General features: G+C 53.9%; 14 protein-coding genes, 2 tRNA genes and 1 rRNA gene. 11 read left to right on the plus strand and 6 right to left on the minus strand.

Annotated features, from left to right (window positions below):
* The first annotated feature begins 199 nt into the window (after positions 1-199).
* The 5 genes from K0H63_RS08125 to K0H63_RS08145 all read left to right on the plus strand — a co-directional run bounded on the left by K0H63_RS08125 (position 200) and on the right by K0H63_RS08145 (position 5,555).
* Complete coding sequence (locus K0H63_RS08125; protein ID WP_220067503.1) at positions 200-466, plus strand: DUF4212 domain-containing protein; 267 nt, start codon at positions 200-202, stop codon at positions 464-466.
* A gap of 11 nt (positions 467-477) precedes the next feature.
* Entirely contained in the window at positions 478-2,196 is a 1,719-nt protein-coding gene (locus tag K0H63_RS08130; protein WP_220067504.1) for a sodium:solute symporter family protein, read from the plus strand.
* A 150-nt stretch (positions 2,197-2,346) separates the two neighbouring features.
* Positions 2,347-4,194, plus strand: coding sequence for a DUF294 nucleotidyltransferase-like domain-containing protein (locus tag K0H63_RS08135; RefSeq protein WP_220067505.1), 1,848 nt, complete (start codon positions 2,347-2,349; stop codon positions 4,192-4,194).
* Positions 4,194-4,880: a 3'-5' exonuclease gene (locus tag K0H63_RS08140; protein WP_220067506.1), complete on the plus strand. Its 687-nt coding sequence runs from the start codon at positions 4,194-4,196 to the stop codon at positions 4,878-4,880. Before K0H63_RS08135 ends, K0H63_RS08140 begins: the two co-directional genes overlap by 1 nt.
* 84 nt (positions 4,881-4,964) lie before the next feature.
* Complete coding sequence (locus K0H63_RS08145; protein ID WP_220067507.1) at positions 4,965-5,555, plus strand: lecithin retinol acyltransferase family protein; 591 nt, start codon at positions 4,965-4,967, stop codon at positions 5,553-5,555.
* Between the two features lie 165 nt (positions 5,556-5,720).
* Here the strand turns inward: K0H63_RS08145 and K0H63_RS08150 are convergent, their stop codons facing one another.
* The 5 genes from K0H63_RS08150 to dapA all read right to left on the minus strand — a co-directional run bounded on the left by K0H63_RS08150 (position 5,721) and on the right by dapA (position 11,204).
* The gene (locus K0H63_RS08150) at positions 5,721-6,785 is read right to left on the minus strand and encodes a ketoacyl-ACP synthase III (protein ID WP_220067508.1); all 1,065 of its coding nucleotides are present in this window, start codon (positions 6,783-6,785) and stop codon (positions 5,721-5,723) included.
* 90 nt (positions 6,786-6,875) lie between these two features.
* Positions 6,876-7,547 (minus strand): GntR family transcriptional regulator, encoded by a 672-nt coding sequence (locus K0H63_RS08155; protein WP_220067509.1) that lies wholly within the window; start codon positions 7,545-7,547, stop codon positions 6,876-6,878.
* A 113-nt stretch (positions 7,548-7,660) separates the two neighbouring features.
* Positions 7,661-9,208 (minus strand): aldehyde dehydrogenase (NADP(+)), encoded by a 1,548-nt coding sequence (locus tag K0H63_RS08160; protein ID WP_220067510.1) that lies wholly within the window; start codon positions 9,206-9,208, stop codon positions 7,661-7,663.
* 36 nt (positions 9,209-9,244) lie between these two features.
* On the minus strand, positions 9,245-10,246 hold the full coding sequence (locus K0H63_RS08165) for a 4-hydroxyproline epimerase (RefSeq protein WP_220067511.1): 1,002 nt from the start codon (positions 10,244-10,246) through the stop codon (positions 9,245-9,247).
* A gap of 43 nt (positions 10,247-10,289) precedes the next feature.
* Complete coding sequence (dapA, locus tag K0H63_RS08170; RefSeq protein ID WP_220067512.1) at positions 10,290-11,204, minus strand: 4-hydroxy-tetrahydrodipicolinate synthase; 915 nt, start codon at positions 11,202-11,204, stop codon at positions 10,290-10,292.
* Positions 11,205-11,408: 204 nt separating this feature from the next.
* On the opposite strand from dapA, the gene K0H63_RS08175 reads away from it, so the two are divergent.
* Positions 11,409-12,449, plus strand: a complete 1,041-nt coding sequence (locus K0H63_RS08175; RefSeq protein WP_220067513.1) for a proline racemase family protein — start codon at positions 11,409-11,411, stop codon at positions 12,447-12,449.
* 25 nt (positions 12,450-12,474) lie between these two features.
* Entirely contained in the window at positions 12,475-13,755 is a 1,281-nt protein-coding gene (locus tag K0H63_RS08180) for an NAD(P)/FAD-dependent oxidoreductase (protein ID WP_258405680.1), read from the plus strand.
* Between the two features lie 79 nt (positions 13,756-13,834).
* On the opposite strand, the gene K0H63_RS08185 is transcribed toward K0H63_RS08180, so the two are convergent.
* Entirely contained in the window at positions 13,835-15,160 is a 1,326-nt protein-coding gene (locus K0H63_RS08185) for an aminopeptidase P N-terminal domain-containing protein (RefSeq protein WP_220067515.1), read from the minus strand.
* Between the two features lie 162 nt (positions 15,161-15,322).
* Between K0H63_RS08185 and gmhB the strand changes: the two genes are divergently transcribed.
* The 4 genes from gmhB to K0H63_RS08205 all read left to right on the plus strand — a co-directional run bounded on the left by gmhB (position 15,323) and on the right by K0H63_RS08205 (position 18,183).
* Entirely contained in the window at positions 15,323-15,877 is a 555-nt protein-coding gene (gene gmhB, locus K0H63_RS08190) for a D-glycero-beta-D-manno-heptose 1,7-bisphosphate 7-phosphatase (RefSeq protein ID WP_220067516.1), read from the plus strand.
* 418 nt (positions 15,878-16,295) lie between these two features.
* A 16S ribosomal RNA gene (locus K0H63_RS08195) occupies positions 16,296-17,840 on the plus strand.
* Between the two features lie 69 nt (positions 17,841-17,909).
* Positions 17,910-17,986: transfer RNA gene (locus tag K0H63_RS08200), tRNA-Ile, on the plus strand.
* A gap of 121 nt (positions 17,987-18,107) precedes the next feature.
* Positions 18,108-18,183 (plus strand) — tRNA-Ala (locus K0H63_RS08205).
* Positions 18,184-18,347: the final 164 nt, after the last annotated feature.

Consider the following 18,347-nt stretch of genomic DNA (forward strand, 5'->3'; position numbering starts at 1 on the left):
GGTCGGAATGGGCGTAATAAATTTGAATTAAGGCTATTCGTCATGAATGGCTCAAGATGATGTTATTAAAGAGAAATATACAATTTAGATGCGATAAGCAATCATCACTTAGACTAAGGTCGTGATTGAGGTCACACTCTGCCTTGTTAGATTAACCGTGACTTAACTTAATTATTACAAACACAGGGGAGTCACAACAATGGCATTCGAAAGCAACGAAAAGGCTCAAGGTTACTGGCGCGAGAATCTTCGCCTGGTTATCAGCCTGCTGGCAGTGTGGTTTGTCGTATCTTACGGCTTTGGCATTCTGTTGGTGGATGTGCTCAATCAAATTACCTTTATGGGCTTCAAACTGGGATTCTGGTTTGCTCAGCAGGGTTCCATGTACGTGTTCGTGGCGTTGATTTTTATCTACGCGTCCAAGGCGAATGCACTCGATAAAAAATATAACGTTCACGAAGACTGAGGAGCATTGCAATGGATGTGAAAACTCTGACATACCTGATTGTGGGGCTCTCGTTTGCCCTCTATATAGGTATCGCTATCTGGTCCCGTGCCGGTTCGACCAAAGAATTCTACGTAGCCGGTGGCGGCGTTCCCCCTGTGATGAACGGTATGGCCACTGCGGCCGACTGGATGTCCGCGGCGTCTTTTATCTCTCTGGCCGGTATCGTGTCCTTCGTGGGCTATGACGGCTCTGTATACCTGATGGGCTGGACCGGCGGTTATGTGCTGCTGGCGCTGTGTATGGCACCGTACCTTCGTAAGTTTGGTAAGTTTACCGTACCTGACTTTATCGGTGAGCGTTACTACTCTCAGGCGGCGCGTACTGTTGCCGTTGTCTGTGCCATCTTTATCTGCTTTACCTATATTGCAGGTCAGATGCGCGGTGTGGGCGTGGTGTTCTCCCGCTTCCTTGAAGTAGACGTGGATACCGGCGTATACATTGGTATGGCCGTGGTGTTCTTCTACGCCGTACTCGGCGGTATGAAGGGTATCACCTACACCCAGGTTGCCCAGTACTGCGTACTTATCTTCGCCTTTATGGTGCCTGCCATTTTCATCTCCGTGATGATGACGGGTCACATCATTCCTCAGCTGGGTTTCGGTGCTGAGCTGATTGATGCTGCCGGTAACGGCACAGGTGTGTATCTGTTGGATAAGCTCGACGGTCTGTCTACGGAGCTGGGTTTCTCCCAGTACACCGAAGGTTCCAAGAGCATGATTGATGTGTTTGCAATCACTGCAGCCCTGATGGTGGGTACTGCCGGTCTGCCACACGTTATCGTACGCTTCTTCACCGTACCTCGCGTAAAAGATGCCCGTTCCAGTGCCGGTTGGGCGCTGGTGTTCATCGCTATCATGTACACCACAGTGCCAGCACTTGCAGCCTTCTCCCGTGTAAACATGATTGAAACCATTAATGGTCCAGATGCCACTGGTGTGGCCTATGAGACAGCACCAGGTTGGATCAAAAACTGGGAAAAGACCGGTCTTATCAAGTGGGACGACAAGAACGGTGACGGCAAGATGTACTACACCAAGGGCGATGCCAATGAGATGAACATCGACCGTGACATCATGGTGTTGGCGACCCCTGAAATTGCCAATCTGCCAGCCTGGGTAATCGCTCTGGTGGCTGCCGGTGGTCTGGCTGCGGCCTTGTCGACTTCTGCAGGTCTCTTGTTGGTGATTTCAACGTCAGTGTCACACGACCTAATGAAGAAAGGCTTTGCACCCAATATCTCTGATAAACAGGAGCTGTTGTACGCCCGGATTGCTGCGGCCGTGGGCATCGTGATTGCCGGTTACTTTGGTATCCACCCACCCGGATTTGTGGCAGCAGTAGTGGCGTTCGCCTTCGGTCTGGCAGCATCTTCACTGTTCCCAGCCATTGTAATGGGCATCTTCTCCAAGAAGATGAACAAAGAAGGCGCTATCGCCGGTATGGTGGTTGGTCTGGGCTTTACAGCGGCTTACATCGTTTACTTCAAGTTTGTAAACCCCGCGGCTAACGTACCCGCCAACTGGCTGTTCGGCATCTCCCCTGAAGGTATCGGTATGATTGGTATGCTGATTAACTTTGCTGTGGCGGTTATTGTAGCCAAGCTGACTTCTGCCGTACCTGCCCATGTGGAAGAAATGGTTGAAGGTATCCGTTTCCCTAAAGGTGCCGGTGGCGCACAGGATCACTGATACTGCCCATAAGGGTTAATAAAAAACGGCGCATCGGCGCCGTTTTTCTTTATGGATGCAGGATTTTACTTAGGTCGTATGGTGACATTGAATGCGGCTGCCTTATAGTGGATGCACAAGGCGTATATTTGCACTAAGCGGATGATTTGTATGGATGCCAGCGAAATTCAGCCCCTAACCCAGTTTCTCAGGCAATTGGTCCCTTTTGACTCTCTGTCGGATGCGTCTTTGCTGGCCTGTGTACGGCATCTGAGTGTGGCTTACTACAGTAAGTCCATGGGGCATGTTCCCCTGGATGAATCCCATCCAAGGCTCTATATCGTCCGCAGCGGCGCCTTTGAGGTGCGTGATGAAGAGGGAGAGCTGGTTGACCGCCTGGGGGAAGGGGACTTCTTTGGCTTCCCGTCGTTGCTCAGTGGTGAGGCGATTTCCAATAAGGTGGCGATTCTGGAAGATGGGCTGGTGTATCAACTGAGCCCGGATATGTTCAACAGCTTACGCCAGGAAAGCCGTGAATTTGACCGCTTTTTTAACCGAGCCTTTGCCAAAAGGTTGCGCCATCAGGGTAGATTCAAGGCCAAGGAGCTGACCACTACGAACCGTATAAGCTCACTGATGACGGGCTCGCCGCTCACCATAGATTGCAACCACAGCATACGCCAGGCGGCGGTGATGATGCGCGATGCCCGGGTGTCATCATTGCTGGTGACAGACCATCACAAACTCTGCGGCATTCTTACCGATAGAGACTTGCGTAACCGGGTGCTCGCCGAAGGTTTTGACGGCGCACTGCCGGTACATCAGGCCATGACCCGAAATCCGGTGACTATTGGGGCTGGGGCCCTGGTATTCGAGGCCATGCTCGCCATGAGCGAGCGCAATATCCATCATTTGCCGGTGCTGGACGGCGATACCCCGGTGGGGGTGATATCCAGCACTGATATTCTGCGAAGCCAGGGCTCGCAACCTTTAATGCTGATTGGTGAAATCGAGCGGCAAAAGGATGTGGCCAGTTTGATTTCAGTCAGCAAAAAAATCCCCGAACTACTTCAAAGCCTTATCAGTGCCGATGCCAGAGCCGAAGAAATTGGCCGGGTGTTGACGTCGGTGACAGACGCCCTGACCAGGAGGCTGATACTGCTCAATCAGCAGATTTTGGGGCAGGCGCCCATGGCGTTTTGCTGGCTCGCCTTTGGCTCCCAGGGGCGCCAGGATCAGGCCGCCTGCTCAGATCAGGATAATGGGTTGTTGCTTGCCGGTGAGCCTGACGAGCATGCCGCCGGCTATTTTGAGGCACTGAGCCGCGCCGTTTGCAGTGGGCTTGATGAGTGCGGATACCGCTTTTGTCCGGGTGATATCATGGCGCAAAACCCCAAATGGCGCATGTCACTGGAGCGCTGGCAACAGGTCTTCGACAACTGGGTCAGGGCGCCCGAGCCCAAGGCCTTGATGCACGCCTCGATATTTTTCGATATGCGTCCCGTGTTTGGTCCTCAAAGCCTGTTCGATGCGCTGCAGGACAAGGTGCTTGCCGGAACCAGGGACAATGACATTTTTCTCGCCGGCATGGCGGGCAACAGCCTTACCGAGGCGCCGCCCCTGGGGTTCTTTCGCAAGTTTGTGCTCGAGCGGGATGGCTCCGAGGTAAAAGGTATTGATTTAAAACACAAAGGCAACGCCCTGATTAATGACATTGCCCGTGTATATGCCCTGTCAGCGGGCATCAAGGAGGTGAATACCGCCAAGCGTATTCGCGCCCTGATGGAACTTGGCGTGATTGGCCGCAAAGATGCGCTTAATCTCGCTGATGCCCACGAATTTATCGCCCATATGCGTCTCGCCAATCAGGGCGTACAACACCGGCAAGGACAGGAAATCAGTAACTATCTCAAGCCGCAGCAGTTGTCTTCTCTGGTTCGTCACCAATTACGGGACGCCTTCAAAGTGGTGCATGATGCCCAGTCGGGGCTTAGGCTTAAATTTATGCGGAGCTTTTAATGGTCTCCCGCGCATTTTTACGCCCGCGCCTGTGGTGGCGCAGCCGTGCACTGGACGATGGTCTTGCGCGCAATTTCGTCGATAGCCAAAGAGTCCTGCTCAGTGCGACGGCAGAAATGGCGCCCATGCTGGCGCTGGACCTTGAAATGACAGGACTGGACCCCGGACGAGATCAGATCCTGGCCATCGGCGTAGTGCCCATCGACGGCGGTGTTATCCAGCTGCAGGGCGCCGAGTCGGTATTGGTGGAAATTCAGGGCAGTGTGGGGCAGAGCGCGGTTATTCATGGGATCACTGATAGAGAGCTTCACAATGCGCTGCCCTTGGCCGATGCCATGAACTGGCTGATGCAAAAAATGCGCGGCAGAATCCTGGTGGCTCACCATGCACCTCTGGATTTGGCCTTTATCCGCGCCAACATGAGCCGCTGCCTCGGGATAAGCATGCCAATACTGGCCATAGATACCCTGGCGCTGGAGCGGCAGCGACTGCTTCGGGTACATGAAGTGATCCAAGAGGGGAGTCTGAGACTTGGCGCCAGTCGGCAAAGATATGGTTTGCCGGTTTACGATGCCCACAATGCACTGACAGACGCACTGTCCTGCGCTGAACTCTTGTTGGCACAGCTTGCCGCTATCGGCGGTGTCCGTACCCGTATTGACGAGCTCGTCACCCTCTGCGACTAGTCATATTCATTTACAGATTTTCATTCTGTTTTCAGGCGCTTTGGTTCTACTCTTCAGTGAATGTTCATTCCTTTGGGAGCGCGTATGCCTTTACCCCTTCTCTGGATTGGTGGCGCCGCACTCGGCGCGCTGGCCATGGCGGATGCCCGGGAGTCACGTCGCCGCTTGCAGTATCAGCGTGCCCGCGGCCAAACGGCTGTTGAGCACGCTGACAAACCTGTGGTGCTGTCGCCCAGCACCTGGCAAACCGGAGGCAAACAAAGTACGCCGCTGCCAGGGGCTTTGATGTGTTGTCATGTGTTTGGTGTGATTGAACATACTGGTATTTACCTTGGTGATGGTCTGATTGCTGAGCTGCACGGCAGTGGTCTTATCCGCGCCGTGTCGGCGCAGCGCTTCCTCCATGGCCGTACCGGCAGCCGCATTTTTGTGGCGGCAGACGCCAACCATCAGGCACTGGCACACGAAATGGCCACAGAAAGAGCGGCCATGGCACTGTTTCAGTATCGTGATTACGACTTATTGGAAAATAACTGTCATCGATTTGTGTGGCATTGCATCAGTGGCGATGACAGGGAAATCAAGGGCTTTGGTGAGCTCAATGAATTGGTGGCGGCTTTTTATGGCAAAGCCATCTATTGGGACGAGGCCAGGCTGGCATATCCGCGGGAATGAGTTGTCTGAGATTGACGGGTCGCAATCCAGCCGAGGCCCAGGATGGGTGAACTCGTGCTGAATTATCTATGGCTTCATCCACTGTGGGGATGAGGCTCATTTGCACTCGATGCAGTACCCTGAAAGCAAAAAAGCCACCCGAAGGTGGCTTTTTTAAAACCGATATTACTTGCAGAAGTAATTCACGGCGCGGCTAACCAGCTCAATGCCTGTTTGATCGCAGGGCGGCAATTCGGCATCGCTGATACTCACAGGTGTTACCCGCTCACCCCATTTCAGCAGCAATGCTGCTGACGTCAGGCCGGCACCAAACGCACAGGACAGAATGGTGTCATTGGGCTTGATCAGGCCTTTTTCCAACGCGTCACAAATGGCGATTGGGATAGTCGCGGCCGACGTATTGCCGTAGTTGGCAATGTTGACGAAGGCTTTTTCTTTCGGAATGCGCATTTTGCTGACCAGAGTATCGATAATGCGCTCGTTGGCCTGATGGGGGATCACCAAATCCACCGCATCCTTGTCCACGCCACATTTTTCCAGCACCTGGGCACTCAACTTACCCATGCCATTAATGGCGCGCTTAAAGATTTCCTGGCCATCAAACTGGATGTAAAAGTCCAGCGATTCTGCGCTGAATCTGTCCATGGCAGTGCCGAAACCGGCCTTGAGGATATCGCGGCCATCGGGGTCGTTATTGAGCTCATAGCCCAATACGCCGCCGGGAACGTCGCTGGCTTCCACCACCACGGCACCGGCGCCGTCACCAAAGAGCACGGCCGTTTCACGGCGAGACCAGTCCAAATAGAAGGTCAGACGCTCGGCACCAATCACCAACACCTTTTTGCACTGGCCGCTCTTGATTTGCGAGCTGGCAAGACCGAGGCCATACAGGAAACCCGAGCAGGCGGCGTTGATGTCAAAGGCTGCGCAGCGCGCGCCCACATTGGCCTGTACAGTAGAGGCGATGTTGGGGATCAGGGTATCCGGGCTTGCGGTGGCCAGAATAATCATGTCCAGTTCACTGCCGTCGATACCGGCAGCTGCCAGGGCGCGCTGGGCGGCCACGCTGGCCAGCTCTGAGGTATTGACATGGCTGACATGGCGCTGACTGATCCCGGTTCTGGGCTTAATCCATTCATCGGACGTGTCGATGAAGGTGGCGAGATCATGGTTGGTCAGAACGGCAGGGGGAACACATTTGCCCCAACCGGTAATGGTGGCGTACTGCATTGATAATTCTCTCAAACAAAAAAGGCAGTGCCTTGGGACTGCCTTGAATATCCGACAACAGGGCTTTGGAAAACAGCCTGTTGTCTTTTATCATTTGACCTGTTCGGCAACCAGATCGCGAATGGATTCTGCCGCGTGCAGTATGTGCTCGCGCAGCAGGACGACAGCCTTGTCGGTTTGTTTCTGCTTGCAATAAGTCAGCAGATCTCTGTGGTCTTGCTCGGCCCGCGGGATACCGCCGGTCAGCAACAACTGCAGCCGAATATAACGGTCACAATTGGTATTTAAACCGTGAACCACTTCCAATGTGTGTGGACGGTTGGCAGCCTGATACAGCGTAGTATGGAATTTGGTGTTGAGCTCGGCCCAGCTTCCAACTGCATCTTCTTGTTTAAAAGCAGATTCCAGTTGTTCCAGCACTTTCTCGGCCTGGATCAGGTCTTCATCTTGCAGATTCGGGATGGCTTTTGCAAGCAGATCTGTTTCAATCAGCGCCCTGAGTTCAAACAATTCGGTTACCTGTGCGACAGACAGCTCGGTGGCGGTGGCACCTTTGTGGGCCTCAAACTTCACCAGACCTTCGGCTTCAAGTTGCAACAGGGCTTCACGGACAGGAATACGGCTTACATTAAGCGCTTCGGCCAATGCGCTCTGACGCAAGGGCTCTCCGGCAGCAATTTCCCCGGAGAGAATTTTCTCTCTGAGTACTTCTACCACGACCTGAGTACGAGTTTTATGGACAATAGGCGTGTGTCGACTCATTTTTTATTCTTTATACCAAGACTTTTTGATCGCCTAAGATTAACGCCAACTCAGCCATAAATAAAGGGAAACCATGGGTTTCCCTTTATCAATTCGTTCAATTTTTCGGTAGTTTAGAACATCATCAACCGCCTCGACGAGGCTTTAAGCTCGTTGGGCAACAGCACGTCAGGCATATTTTGGTAGCAAATGGGTCGCATAAAGCGCTTCATGGCTTCGGCGCCCACCGATGTGGAGCGGCTGTCGGTACTGGCGGGGTAGGGGCCCCCGTGGTTCATGGCTCGGGCTACTTCAACTCCGGTTGGCATTTGATTGAACATGATGCGGCCCACTTTAAAGGCCAGTCGGTCAATGATGTCACTGAAGTCTGTGACTTCTGTTTCCAGCCCGTGGATGCTTCCGGTCAGCTGTCCGGGGAGGCGTTTCACCAGCTCAAACATCTCCTCCTTTGACTCACATAGCGCCACCAGGGCGAAGGGGCCAAAGATTTCTTCCAGCAGTTCGGGTTGCCGAATTAAGGCGCTTGCCCCGATGCTGGCAACCAGCGGCCGGCTGTGGTGCGCCGCTTCGGCCGCTTGCCCCTGAGCAATCACATTCACTTTTGGCACCACGGCACTGACAGCCTGATTAAAAGCGTGGCAGATCCCGGCGCTTAACATGGCAGAGGCACTTTGGCGGCTGGCAATGTCCGATAAGGCCGCAAGATAGCTCTCAAGCCCCGGGCCTTTGATGGCAATAACCAGTCCCGGGCTTGTGCAAAACTGCCCATGGCCCATCATCATGGAATTGACCTGCGCCTCGGCGAGGGTTACTGCATCTCTCGCGAGTCTGCCGGGCAGCAGAAGCTGAGGATTCACTGAACCCAGCTCACCGTAAAAGGGAATGGGTTCGGGGCGCTGAGCACAGCGGTCAGCAAGAAGGCGTCCGACCTTAAGAGACCCGGTAAAGCCAACGGCTTTCACCAGCGGATGTTCAACGAGCGCCACTGAAAGCGACGGTTCATTGCCCTGGATAAGTGAAAATAGCCCCTTCGGCATACCGGATTGCTCGATGGCTCTTGCCATTGCCCGGGCTACCAACTCGCTGGTGCCAGGATGGGACGGATGGCCCTTGACGATGACAGCGCAGCCGGCCGCCAGTGCAGACGCGGTATCGCCACCGGCGGTGGAGAACGCCAGCGGAAAGTTGGATGCGCCGAATACGGCCACCACCCCAAGGGGCAGTTGGCCCAATTTTAACTCCGGCTTGGGCAGCGGCTGGCGCTCGGGGTTGGCCTTGTCCATCAAAAGCGGGGCATAGGGCTCACGAAGAACACTGGCAAAGAGCCGCAGCTGGCCCGTGGTGCGGCCAAGTTCGCCCTTCAGACGCGCTTCGGGCAGGCCCGATTCCATCATAGCGCAGGTAACAATGGCGTCGCCATCCCGCTCAATTTCGCTTGCCATGGTTTCCAGCAGATTTGCCTTTTGGTCGGCGGACGTTTGCTGGAATTCCCAGAAGGCGGCATCCGCCGCAATGGCCGCAGCTTCAACCTCAGAAGCTGTGCCCTGGGAGAACTCGCCGGGCAACACCTCGTTGGTTTTGGGGTTGAAACGGGTAAAGGTCGATTCACTTTGTTGCCATTCATGGGCAATGAAATGCCGGCCACAGAGAACGGTGGTCATAATGACTCCTTTAAATATCTTAAATGGATAACCGGGTTACACGACCTGGAACCCAAATGCATAGGGGTCTGAGTCATCCACTGTGATGGCGTTTTGGCCAAATACCCGGGCCCAGCCCTGGATACTGGGGCGGATGGCATCATAGTCGCCGACCTTGGTGGCAGACTCGATGCGGCCGATAAATTGGCTGCCGATGATGCTCTCATGGGTATAGCTGTCACCAACCTTGAGCTTGCCGCGGGCGTAAAGCTGAGCGAGGCGGGCGCTGGTGCCTGTGCCGCATGGAGAACGGTCGATGGCTTTATCGCCATAAAACACCGCATTGGCACCGTCGGATCCGTCACTGATGGTGTCGCCAGTCCACAGCACGTGGGACACACCGCGCACAGTAGGGTCGTTGGGGTGAATACAGCTGAGGGTGTCGTGGGCCACCTGGCGCACAATCGGGCTCCAGCGCAAAATGTCTGCGGCGCTCCAATGACGCAGGCCGGGAAAGTTCTCCTGTGGGTCGACAATCACGTAGTAATTGCCGCCGTAGGACACATCAACCTTGAGGGTGCCAAGGCCCGGGATATCGAGAATGGCGTCTTTGTGGGCCAGATAGGCAGGCACATTATAGATGCGCACCCAATCCACTTTGGCACCGGTTTGCTGATAATCAATTTCGATTTGCCCTGCGGGCACATCCAGCACCAGCTTGCCGGGTGTTTTTGGTTTCAGCAGCCCGGTTTCGATGGCGGCCGTGATGGTGCCTATGGTGCCGTGTCCGCACATGGGCAAACAGCCGCTGGTTTCGATAAACAGGATGGCGGCATCTGCATTCTCTGAGCAGGGTGGGTACAGGAACGAACCCGACATCATGTCGTGGCCACGGGGCTCAAACATCAATGCCTTACGGATCCAGTCGTGGTTGGCGAGGAAGTCCTGGCGTTTTTCACTCATGGTGCGGCCCTGAAGGTGCGGATGGCCACTGGTGACCAACCGCACTGGGTTACCGCAGGTATGAGCGTCAACGCAGAAAAATGTACCTTTCATCATAGTCGTAGAGCTCCGGTAGTCTTGTTTTTATCGCTCTTGGCTATCAGTCCAGATTGTATTTGGACAAATCGATGCGATTGGCCATGGCTTCACCCACGACTTTCTCAACGTAGGCCCGCTCATCGCCGATGAGTGTCATGCGGGGCATGCGCACCTGCTCGTTGCCACGACCGGCCAGTTGCTCGGCGAACTTGATGCACTGCACGAGTGTGGGAATGGTATCGAGGCGCAGCAGCGGCATAAACCAGCGATAGATTTCGCGGGCTTCTTCAATGCGACCGGCGCGGGCGAGCTTATAAAGGGTGACCGACTCACGGGGGAACACGTTGGTCAGGCCGGAAATCCAACCGGTGGCACCCAGTAGCAGAGATTCCAGCGCGATATCGTCAACGCCGCAGAACAGGGTGAAACGTTCGCCAAAGCGGCTTTGCAACTCGGTGAGGCGGCGGGTGTCCGTGGTGGACTCCTTGATCGCCACTATGTTGGGCTCGTTGGCGAGAGTTGCGGTCATTTCCAAATTAATATCAACGCCATAACTCACAGGGTTGTTATAGATCATGATAGGCAGACTGGTGGCACGGGCAACCATCTGGTAGTGGGTCAGCACTTCACGGTCGGTGCCACGGTAAACCACGGCTGGCAGCAGCATGACCCCGTCAACCCCTATGGCTTCCACATCCTGGACATACTGGATGGCTAACTGGGCAGTGTTTTCGGTACAACCGGCAATTACTGGAATACGTCCGGCAACGGTTTCGACTGTGTGTTTCAGAAAGGCACGTTTTTCTTCGGCGCTCAAAGACGCGTTTTCACCTATGGTTCCCAGGGCGATGATGCCGTTGATGCCATCCTGGATAAGTTGTTCCAACATACGGGTGTTGGAGGCGAAGTTGATAGAGCCATCTTCATTGAATTGGGTAGAAATCGCTGGATATACGCCTTGCCAGTTAACTTTCATTTTTAAACCTCAAAATAGTCTTGTTTTTGTCTAACGCTGTCCGCCTTGTCAATTCGGACACAGGGCTATGCGCTCGGCATTGCGTAAAGTTATAGTATATTGTATACAATAATGCAATCGAGAAAATCTCAGATTTCAGATTATTTGAATCTGTGTCGCTCGTCACTATATATTGCATACATTATTACAATAGGAAGTCGCCAGATGGGACCCGTTCAGTTAAGCCCTGAATTACTTGGCCAATTTCGGCAAATAACCACCCTGGATGCCCACACGGAAGGAGAACCTCTGAGGATCATTACCTCGGGTTACCCCGCTGTGCCCGGGAACACCATATTGGAAAAACGTCAGTTTTTAGCCGCGCACCTCGATGAGTATCGCCAGCTGTTGATGTTTGAACCCCGGGGTCATGCAGACATGTACGGTGCGCTCCTCACTGAGCCGGTGTCAGAACGCGCCGATTTCGGCGTACTGTTTTTGCACAACGAAGGGTATTCCAGCATGTGTGGCCATGCTGTGCTGGCGCTGGCCACCGTGTTGTGCCAAACCGGCGCTATCGCCTTTGACGGAAACCGGGCCGAAATAGGGATAGACGCGCCGGCAGGATTTATCCGTGCCTTTGCTGAAAAAGACCAAAATGGCTGCATTCAGGCGAGCTTTTTAAACGTACCATCTTGGGCTGAAGCATTGGATTTATCCATCGACGTGCCGGGCATAGGTAAAGTGGCGTGCGATATTGGCTTTGGTGGCGCTTATTATGCGTACGTGGACGCTGATGCCCTGGGGCTGGAGTGCAGCGCAGACAATGTAAGCCAGCTGATTCACTGGGGAAGGCGAATCAAGCAGGCGGTGATGGCATGGTTTCCTCTAACGCACCCCCTTGATGAGGATCTGAGCTTTTTATACGGCACCATCTTTACCTCCAGGCATACCTCCGTGCCGGGGGCGCATTCGCGCCATGTGTGTGTTTTTGCCGATGGTGAAGTGGATCGCTCCCCCACGGGCACAGGTGTGGCCGGACGCATCGCTCTGCTGCGTGCCAAGGGGGAAGTGGGGCTGGCAGAGCCTCTGACCATCGAGAGTATCGTGGGCGGGCAAATGACCGTAGAAGCCATTGAACTGGTGGATTTTCATGGCAAGGATGCGCTGATTCCAAGGGTGTCAGGCCGCGCCTTTATTACCGGAGAGCACAGGTTTTTACTTCACCCGGACGATATTTTTCCAACCGGCTTTTTACTGCGTTGAGGGCAAGCGTATGGAAACTCATCCTATGAAAGTAAGGGCTGGTGCGCCGGATGGCCCAGATGCAGTCAGCGAGCGGGTGATCGTGATAGGGGCGGGGGTCGTGGGGCTCGCCAATGCCGTTACGCTGGCCCGACGGGGCTTTAAGGTGACGGTAATGGATAAAGAGGGCGTTGCCGCCGGTGCCTCCTTTGGTAACGCCGGGCATTTTGCCACAGAGCAGGTTTTTCCCCTGGCCGATCCTGCTTTGCTGCCCAAGCTACCCAAAATGCTGCTTGACCCGCTGGGGCCTTTTCGTATTCGGCCGGCGTATTTTCATCGGGCCTTGCCCTGGTTTTTGCGTTTTGTCGCCAATATGCTGCCGGCCAGGCGTCAACGCAACGGCAATGCCATTAAAGCGCTCAATGCCCGGTCGATGGCCTCTACCAGAGAACTGCTGACCTTTTGTGGTAGGGCGGATTTGCTGGTGGAAAATGGCTCCTTGCTGGTATTTGAAACCCGGGATACCCGAGTCATGGAGCGGGAGCTTGCACTCTACTGCGGCGCTGGGGTTGCTGTTACCTTGCTGAGCGGCGAAGAAGCAAGGGCACTCGAGCCCAGCTTATCGGATGCGATAACCGGGGCTCTGTGGTTTACTCAGGTTGGGCATACGCCCAATCCCCGAGCTATTTGCGAAGCCTTGGCTGATACCCTGAAGTCCTTGGGTGGACGGATTGAAATTAACTCGGTGAGTTCTTTACAGGGGGGAAACACGCCGTCAGTAATGACTGTGGGTGGAAAGGTCACAAAAGCCGATAAGTTACTTCTATGCGCTGGCGCCTGGTCACGGCCATTGGCCTTGAAGCTCGGTCACAGGGTGCCGCTGGAAACAGAGCGGGGTTATCACCTGATGATGCCCCAACAGAGTGGCCTTAAAAGGCCTGTCGCATCCTATGAGCGAAAATTCATCATCACCCCTATGGAAGGCGGCACCCGCCTTGCCGGTACCGTTGAGTTTGGTGGGCTTGATGCCCCCATGTCCAATGCCCGGGCCGACTGCCTGTTGCCCCACGCCAGGGCGCTCTTGCCCAGAGTGTTTGATGGGGTTAAGGTCTCTGATGGCGAGCGCTGGATGGGATTCCGGCCATCACTTCCGGACAGTCTGCCTGTTTTGGGCGAAAGCCAAAGTCCGGGTGTCTATTTTGCTTTCGGACATCAGCATCTGGGACTGACCTGGGCCGCAAGCACCGCAGAACTGATGGGACAATTGATAAGTGGTGAGACGCCGGCCATCGACATCAGCCCCTACAGTGTAAAGCGGTTTGACTGAGCCTGCAGATTAAGCTGTTCAAGGGCATAAAAAAGGCGGCCAATGGGCCGCCTTTTTCACCATTCCCTCTCCGGCAGCGCTATCTGCCAGCGGCCATAAAGGCTTCTATTTCGTCGCTGGCGCGGGGGCAGGCCGCAGAGAGATTTTCGCAGCCCTGATGGGTAACCAGAATATCGTCCTCAATGCGAACGCCCATACCCCGATATTGGCTTGGCACATCCATGGCGTCGGCCGGAATATAAATGCCGGGCTCTATGGTAAACACCATGCCGGGTTCAAATACTCGCCAATCACCGCGTTCATCCTGATAGGGCCCTACATCGTGTACGTCCATCCCCAGCCAGTGGCCGGTTTTGTGCACCGTAAAGCGTTTGTAGCTTTCGCTTTTCATCACCTCATCAAAGGGGCCTTCAAGTAAGCCAAGCTCAATCAGTCCCTTGGCCATCACCTCCATGCAGGTCTCGTACAGCTGATTCCAGCGGGTGCCGGGGCGCACCCTGGCAATGGCGGCATCGAGCGCCGCCAATACCAGGTTGTGGATCTGCCGCTGTGCAGGGCTGAAGCGGCCAGTTGCCGGGAACGTGCGGGTAATGTCAGCACTGTAGTGGCCATACTCGGCGCCGGCATCAACCAGCACCAGTTCGCCCACCTTAACCTCACAGCAATTTTCTTCGTAATGCAGGCAGCAGGCGTTGTTGCCGGAGGCCACTATGTTGGGGTAGCCCACATCCACACTGCCATGTTTGGCAATCTCCAGCATAAAGGTGGCAGCGAGCAGCCCTTCATTAATGCCCGGGGCAACGGTTCGCATCAGTGCCTTGTGCCCTTCGATTGAGGCATTGACCGCATGACGGATAAGTGCGATTTCCGGATCAGACTTAATCACCCGCATGGGATGCAGCACAGCGCCCAAGGCCGACAGTTGCCGATAGGCCTTGGGTACGTCAAACGGAGTGTGAAATCTTTCTCGATTAATGAGCTGCCAAAGGGTCGGTAGGCGGTTTAGCTCATCGCCGACATAAACCTGGGTCTTGCCTTTGAGCGCCTCAAGTAACCTTGTCTCAAACTCGTCGATAACAAAAGCGTGGTCGGCTCCATATTCGACAACGGCGCCTTCTGGGCCTGCACGCTGGCCAAAACTGACTTCGGCAGCCTGGTCACGGGGGCGACAAAAAAGCGTAAGGCAATCACGATTGCCTGCCCGGTAAAGGAGGGCCAGGGAGTCAGGTTCCGAAAAGCCGGTTAAATACAAAAAGTCGTTATCCTGACGGAAATGGTACTTAATGTTTTTACTGCGTACTTTTTGCTGGTATCCGGCCAGCACTATCAGGCTTGCAGGTGGTACGCGGTCCAGAAGTGCACTGCGACGGGCGGCATAAAGCCCGCTATCTGTTGGGTCGGCCATATTCTTCAGATCTTAGGGGGAAGTGGGAAAACATGGATAACAGGATATTTGTATGCAATATCCAAAACAAGTGAAAAACTTGCGTGCAGTTGCCAAGTTCGCGGTGCAATTCCAAAACAGGAATGAAATAATAGCGCCACTTGCAAAACCGGAGTGAAAGAAGTGAAACGAGCAGTGTTTCTGGATAGGGATGGCGTCATCAATAAAGACCATGGTTATGTTCATACCGTGGATGACTTTGAGTACATTGAAGGGGTATTCGAAGCCTGTCTCGCATTGAAAAACATGGGGTTTAAATTGGTGGTGGTGACCAATCAGTCAGGCATTGCCCGTGGCATGTATACAGAAGACGACTTCCACAGCCTGACCGAATGGATGGACTGGAATTTTGCCGATAAGGGCGTGGATCTCGACGGTATTTATTACTGCCCACATCACCCGGAAAAAGGTATCGGTGAATACAAGCAGGATTGTGACTGCCGCAAACCCAAGCCCGGCATGCTGGAGTCCGCAGCCAAATTCCTGAAATTGGATCTGGCCAATTCGGTCATGGTGGGCGATAAGGCTGACGATATGCGCGCCGCCGAGGCCGCAGGGATTCAAACGAAAATCCTGGTGAGAAGCGGTAAGCGGGTCGACAGCGAAGGCGAGACGTTGGCAACCGTAGTATTGGACAGTATTGCTGACGTACCGGTTTATCTTAAGTCGCTCAGCTAAAAGTCACTGGCGATTTGCCTTGCCCATTAACCTTAGTCGTTAGCCTCAACCAATCCTTAACCCTGAGAGAGGCACTGAAGCGACGCGTCCTCATCAATAGAGCTCCATTCTATATGGAACCTATGGTTTTCGAAGCTTGCGTGAAGTTGAGCATTAAAGTGGCAAGAAATACACGGATGGCTAAAATATATCCACTCGATGCATTGATTCAATAAAAGGGCTTGCGCTCGCTGACCAAGCCCCTATAATGCGCCCCCATCGACCGACGGCAAATGCCGAACACGGTTCCGCTCTTTAAAAATTTATCAAGTAATCTGTGTGGATACTCGCAGGTTGATGAAGTCGACAAAACGATTTTATCAATGAAAGAGTTTTCATGCAGAAGCATGACAGCAGAAATTCATTGAGACCAAAACTTTAATTGAAGAGTTTGATCATGGCTCAGATTGAACGCTGGCGGCAGGCCTAACACATGCAAGTCGAGCGGCAGCGGGAAGATAGCTTGCTATCTTTGCCGGCGAGCGGCGGACGGGTGAGTAATACCTGGGGATCTGCCCAATCGAGGGGGATAACAGTTGGAAACGACTGCTAATACCGCATACGCCCTACGGGGGAAAGGAGGGGCTCTTCGGACCTTCCGCGATTGGATGAACCCAGGCGGGATTAGCTAGTAGGTGAGGTAATGGCTCACCTAGGCGACGATCCCTAGCTGTTCTGAGAGGATGGACAGCCACACTGGGACTGAGACACGGCCCAGACTCCTACGGGAGGCAGCAGTGGGGAATATTGGACAATGGGGGAAACCCTGATCCAGCCATGCCGCGTGTGTGAAGAAGGCCTTCGGGTTGTAAAGCACTTTCAGTGGGGAGGAAAGGTTGATGGTTAATACCCATTAGCTGTGACGTTACCCACAGAAGAAGCACCGGCTAACTCCGTGCCAGCAGCCGCGGTAATACGGAGGGTGCAAGCGTTAATCGGAATTACTGGGCGTAAAGCGTGCGCAGGCGGTCTGTTAAGCGAGATGTGAAAGCCCCGGGCTCAACCTGGGAACTGCATTTCGAACTGGCAGACTAGAGTCTTGTAGAGGGGGGTAGAATTCCAGGTGTAGCGGTGAAATGCGTAGAGATCTGGAGGAATACCGGTGGCGAAGGCGGCCCCCTGGACAAAGACTGACGCTCAGGCACGAAAGCGTGGGGAGCAAACAGGATTAGATACCCTGGTAGTCCACGCCGTAAACGATGTCTACTCGGAGTTTGGTGTCTTGAACACTGGGCTCTCAAGCTAACGCATTAAGTAGACCGCCTGGGGAGTACGGCCGCAAGGTTAAAACTCAAATGAATTGACGGGGGCCCGCACAAGCGGTGGAGCATGTGGTTTAATTCGATGCAACGCGAAGAACCTTACCTACTCTTGACATCCAGAGAACTTTCCAGAGATGGATTGGTGCCTTCGGGAACTCTGAGACAGGTGCTGCATGGCTGTCGTCAGCTCGTGTTGTGAAATGTTGGGTTAAGTCCCGCAACGAGCGCAACCCTTATCCTTACTTGCCAGCGGGTAATGCCGGGAACTTTAGGGAGACTGCCGGTGATAAACCGGAGGAAGGTGGGGACGACGTCAAGTCATCATGGCCCTTACGAGTAGGGCTACACACGTGCTACAATGGTCGGTACAGAGGGTTGCGAAGCCGCGAGGTGAAGCTAATCCCAAAAAGCCGGTCGTAGTCCGGATTGGAGTCTGCAACTCGACTCCATGAAGTCGGAATCGCTAGTAATCGTGGATCAGAATGCCACGGTGAATACGTTCCCGGGCCTTGTACACACCGCCCGTCACACCATGGGAGTGGGCTGCACCAGAAGTAGATAGCTTAACCTTCGGGAGGGCGTTTACCACGGTGTGGTTCATGACTGGGGTGAAGTCGTAACAAGGTAGCCCTAGGGGAACCTGGGGCTGGATCACCTCCTTACCTAAGCGACACATTATCCTGCTGAGTGTTCACACAGATTACTTGATAGACGATAGAGACAAATGCGATGGGTCTGTAGCTCAGGTGGTTAGAGCGTACGCCTGATAAGCGTAAGGTCGGTAGTTCGAGTCTACTCAGACCCACCAAATCTCATTGATGCGTCGTTGGAAACGTCGTCGTTTACACCAGTAAACGTCCTCCGCTTCCGCCTCGCCTGAATGAGATTTTTAATCAACGCATTTGTGTCAGACTGCATATTGCAGAAACGGGGCTATAGCTCAGCTGGGAGAGCGCCTGCTTTGCACGCAGGAGGTCTGCGGTTCGATCCCGCATAGCTCCACCACTGTAAATATGTGAGTCTCAGGACGTAAGTCCCAAGGATAGAGACGCCAAAGATAAGTGATGAATTTATCTTTGGCTTTTTTAAGCCCGCTCTTTAACAATTTGGAAAGCTGATAGTAGAAACTGAACTTCGGTTCAGTTAATACAAAAATTGAGTTCTCAAAC

The sequence above is a fragment of the Shewanella zhangzhouensis genome, from assembly GCF_019457615.1.
Lineage (GTDB): Bacteria > Pseudomonadota > Gammaproteobacteria > Enterobacterales > Shewanellaceae > Shewanella > Shewanella zhangzhouensis.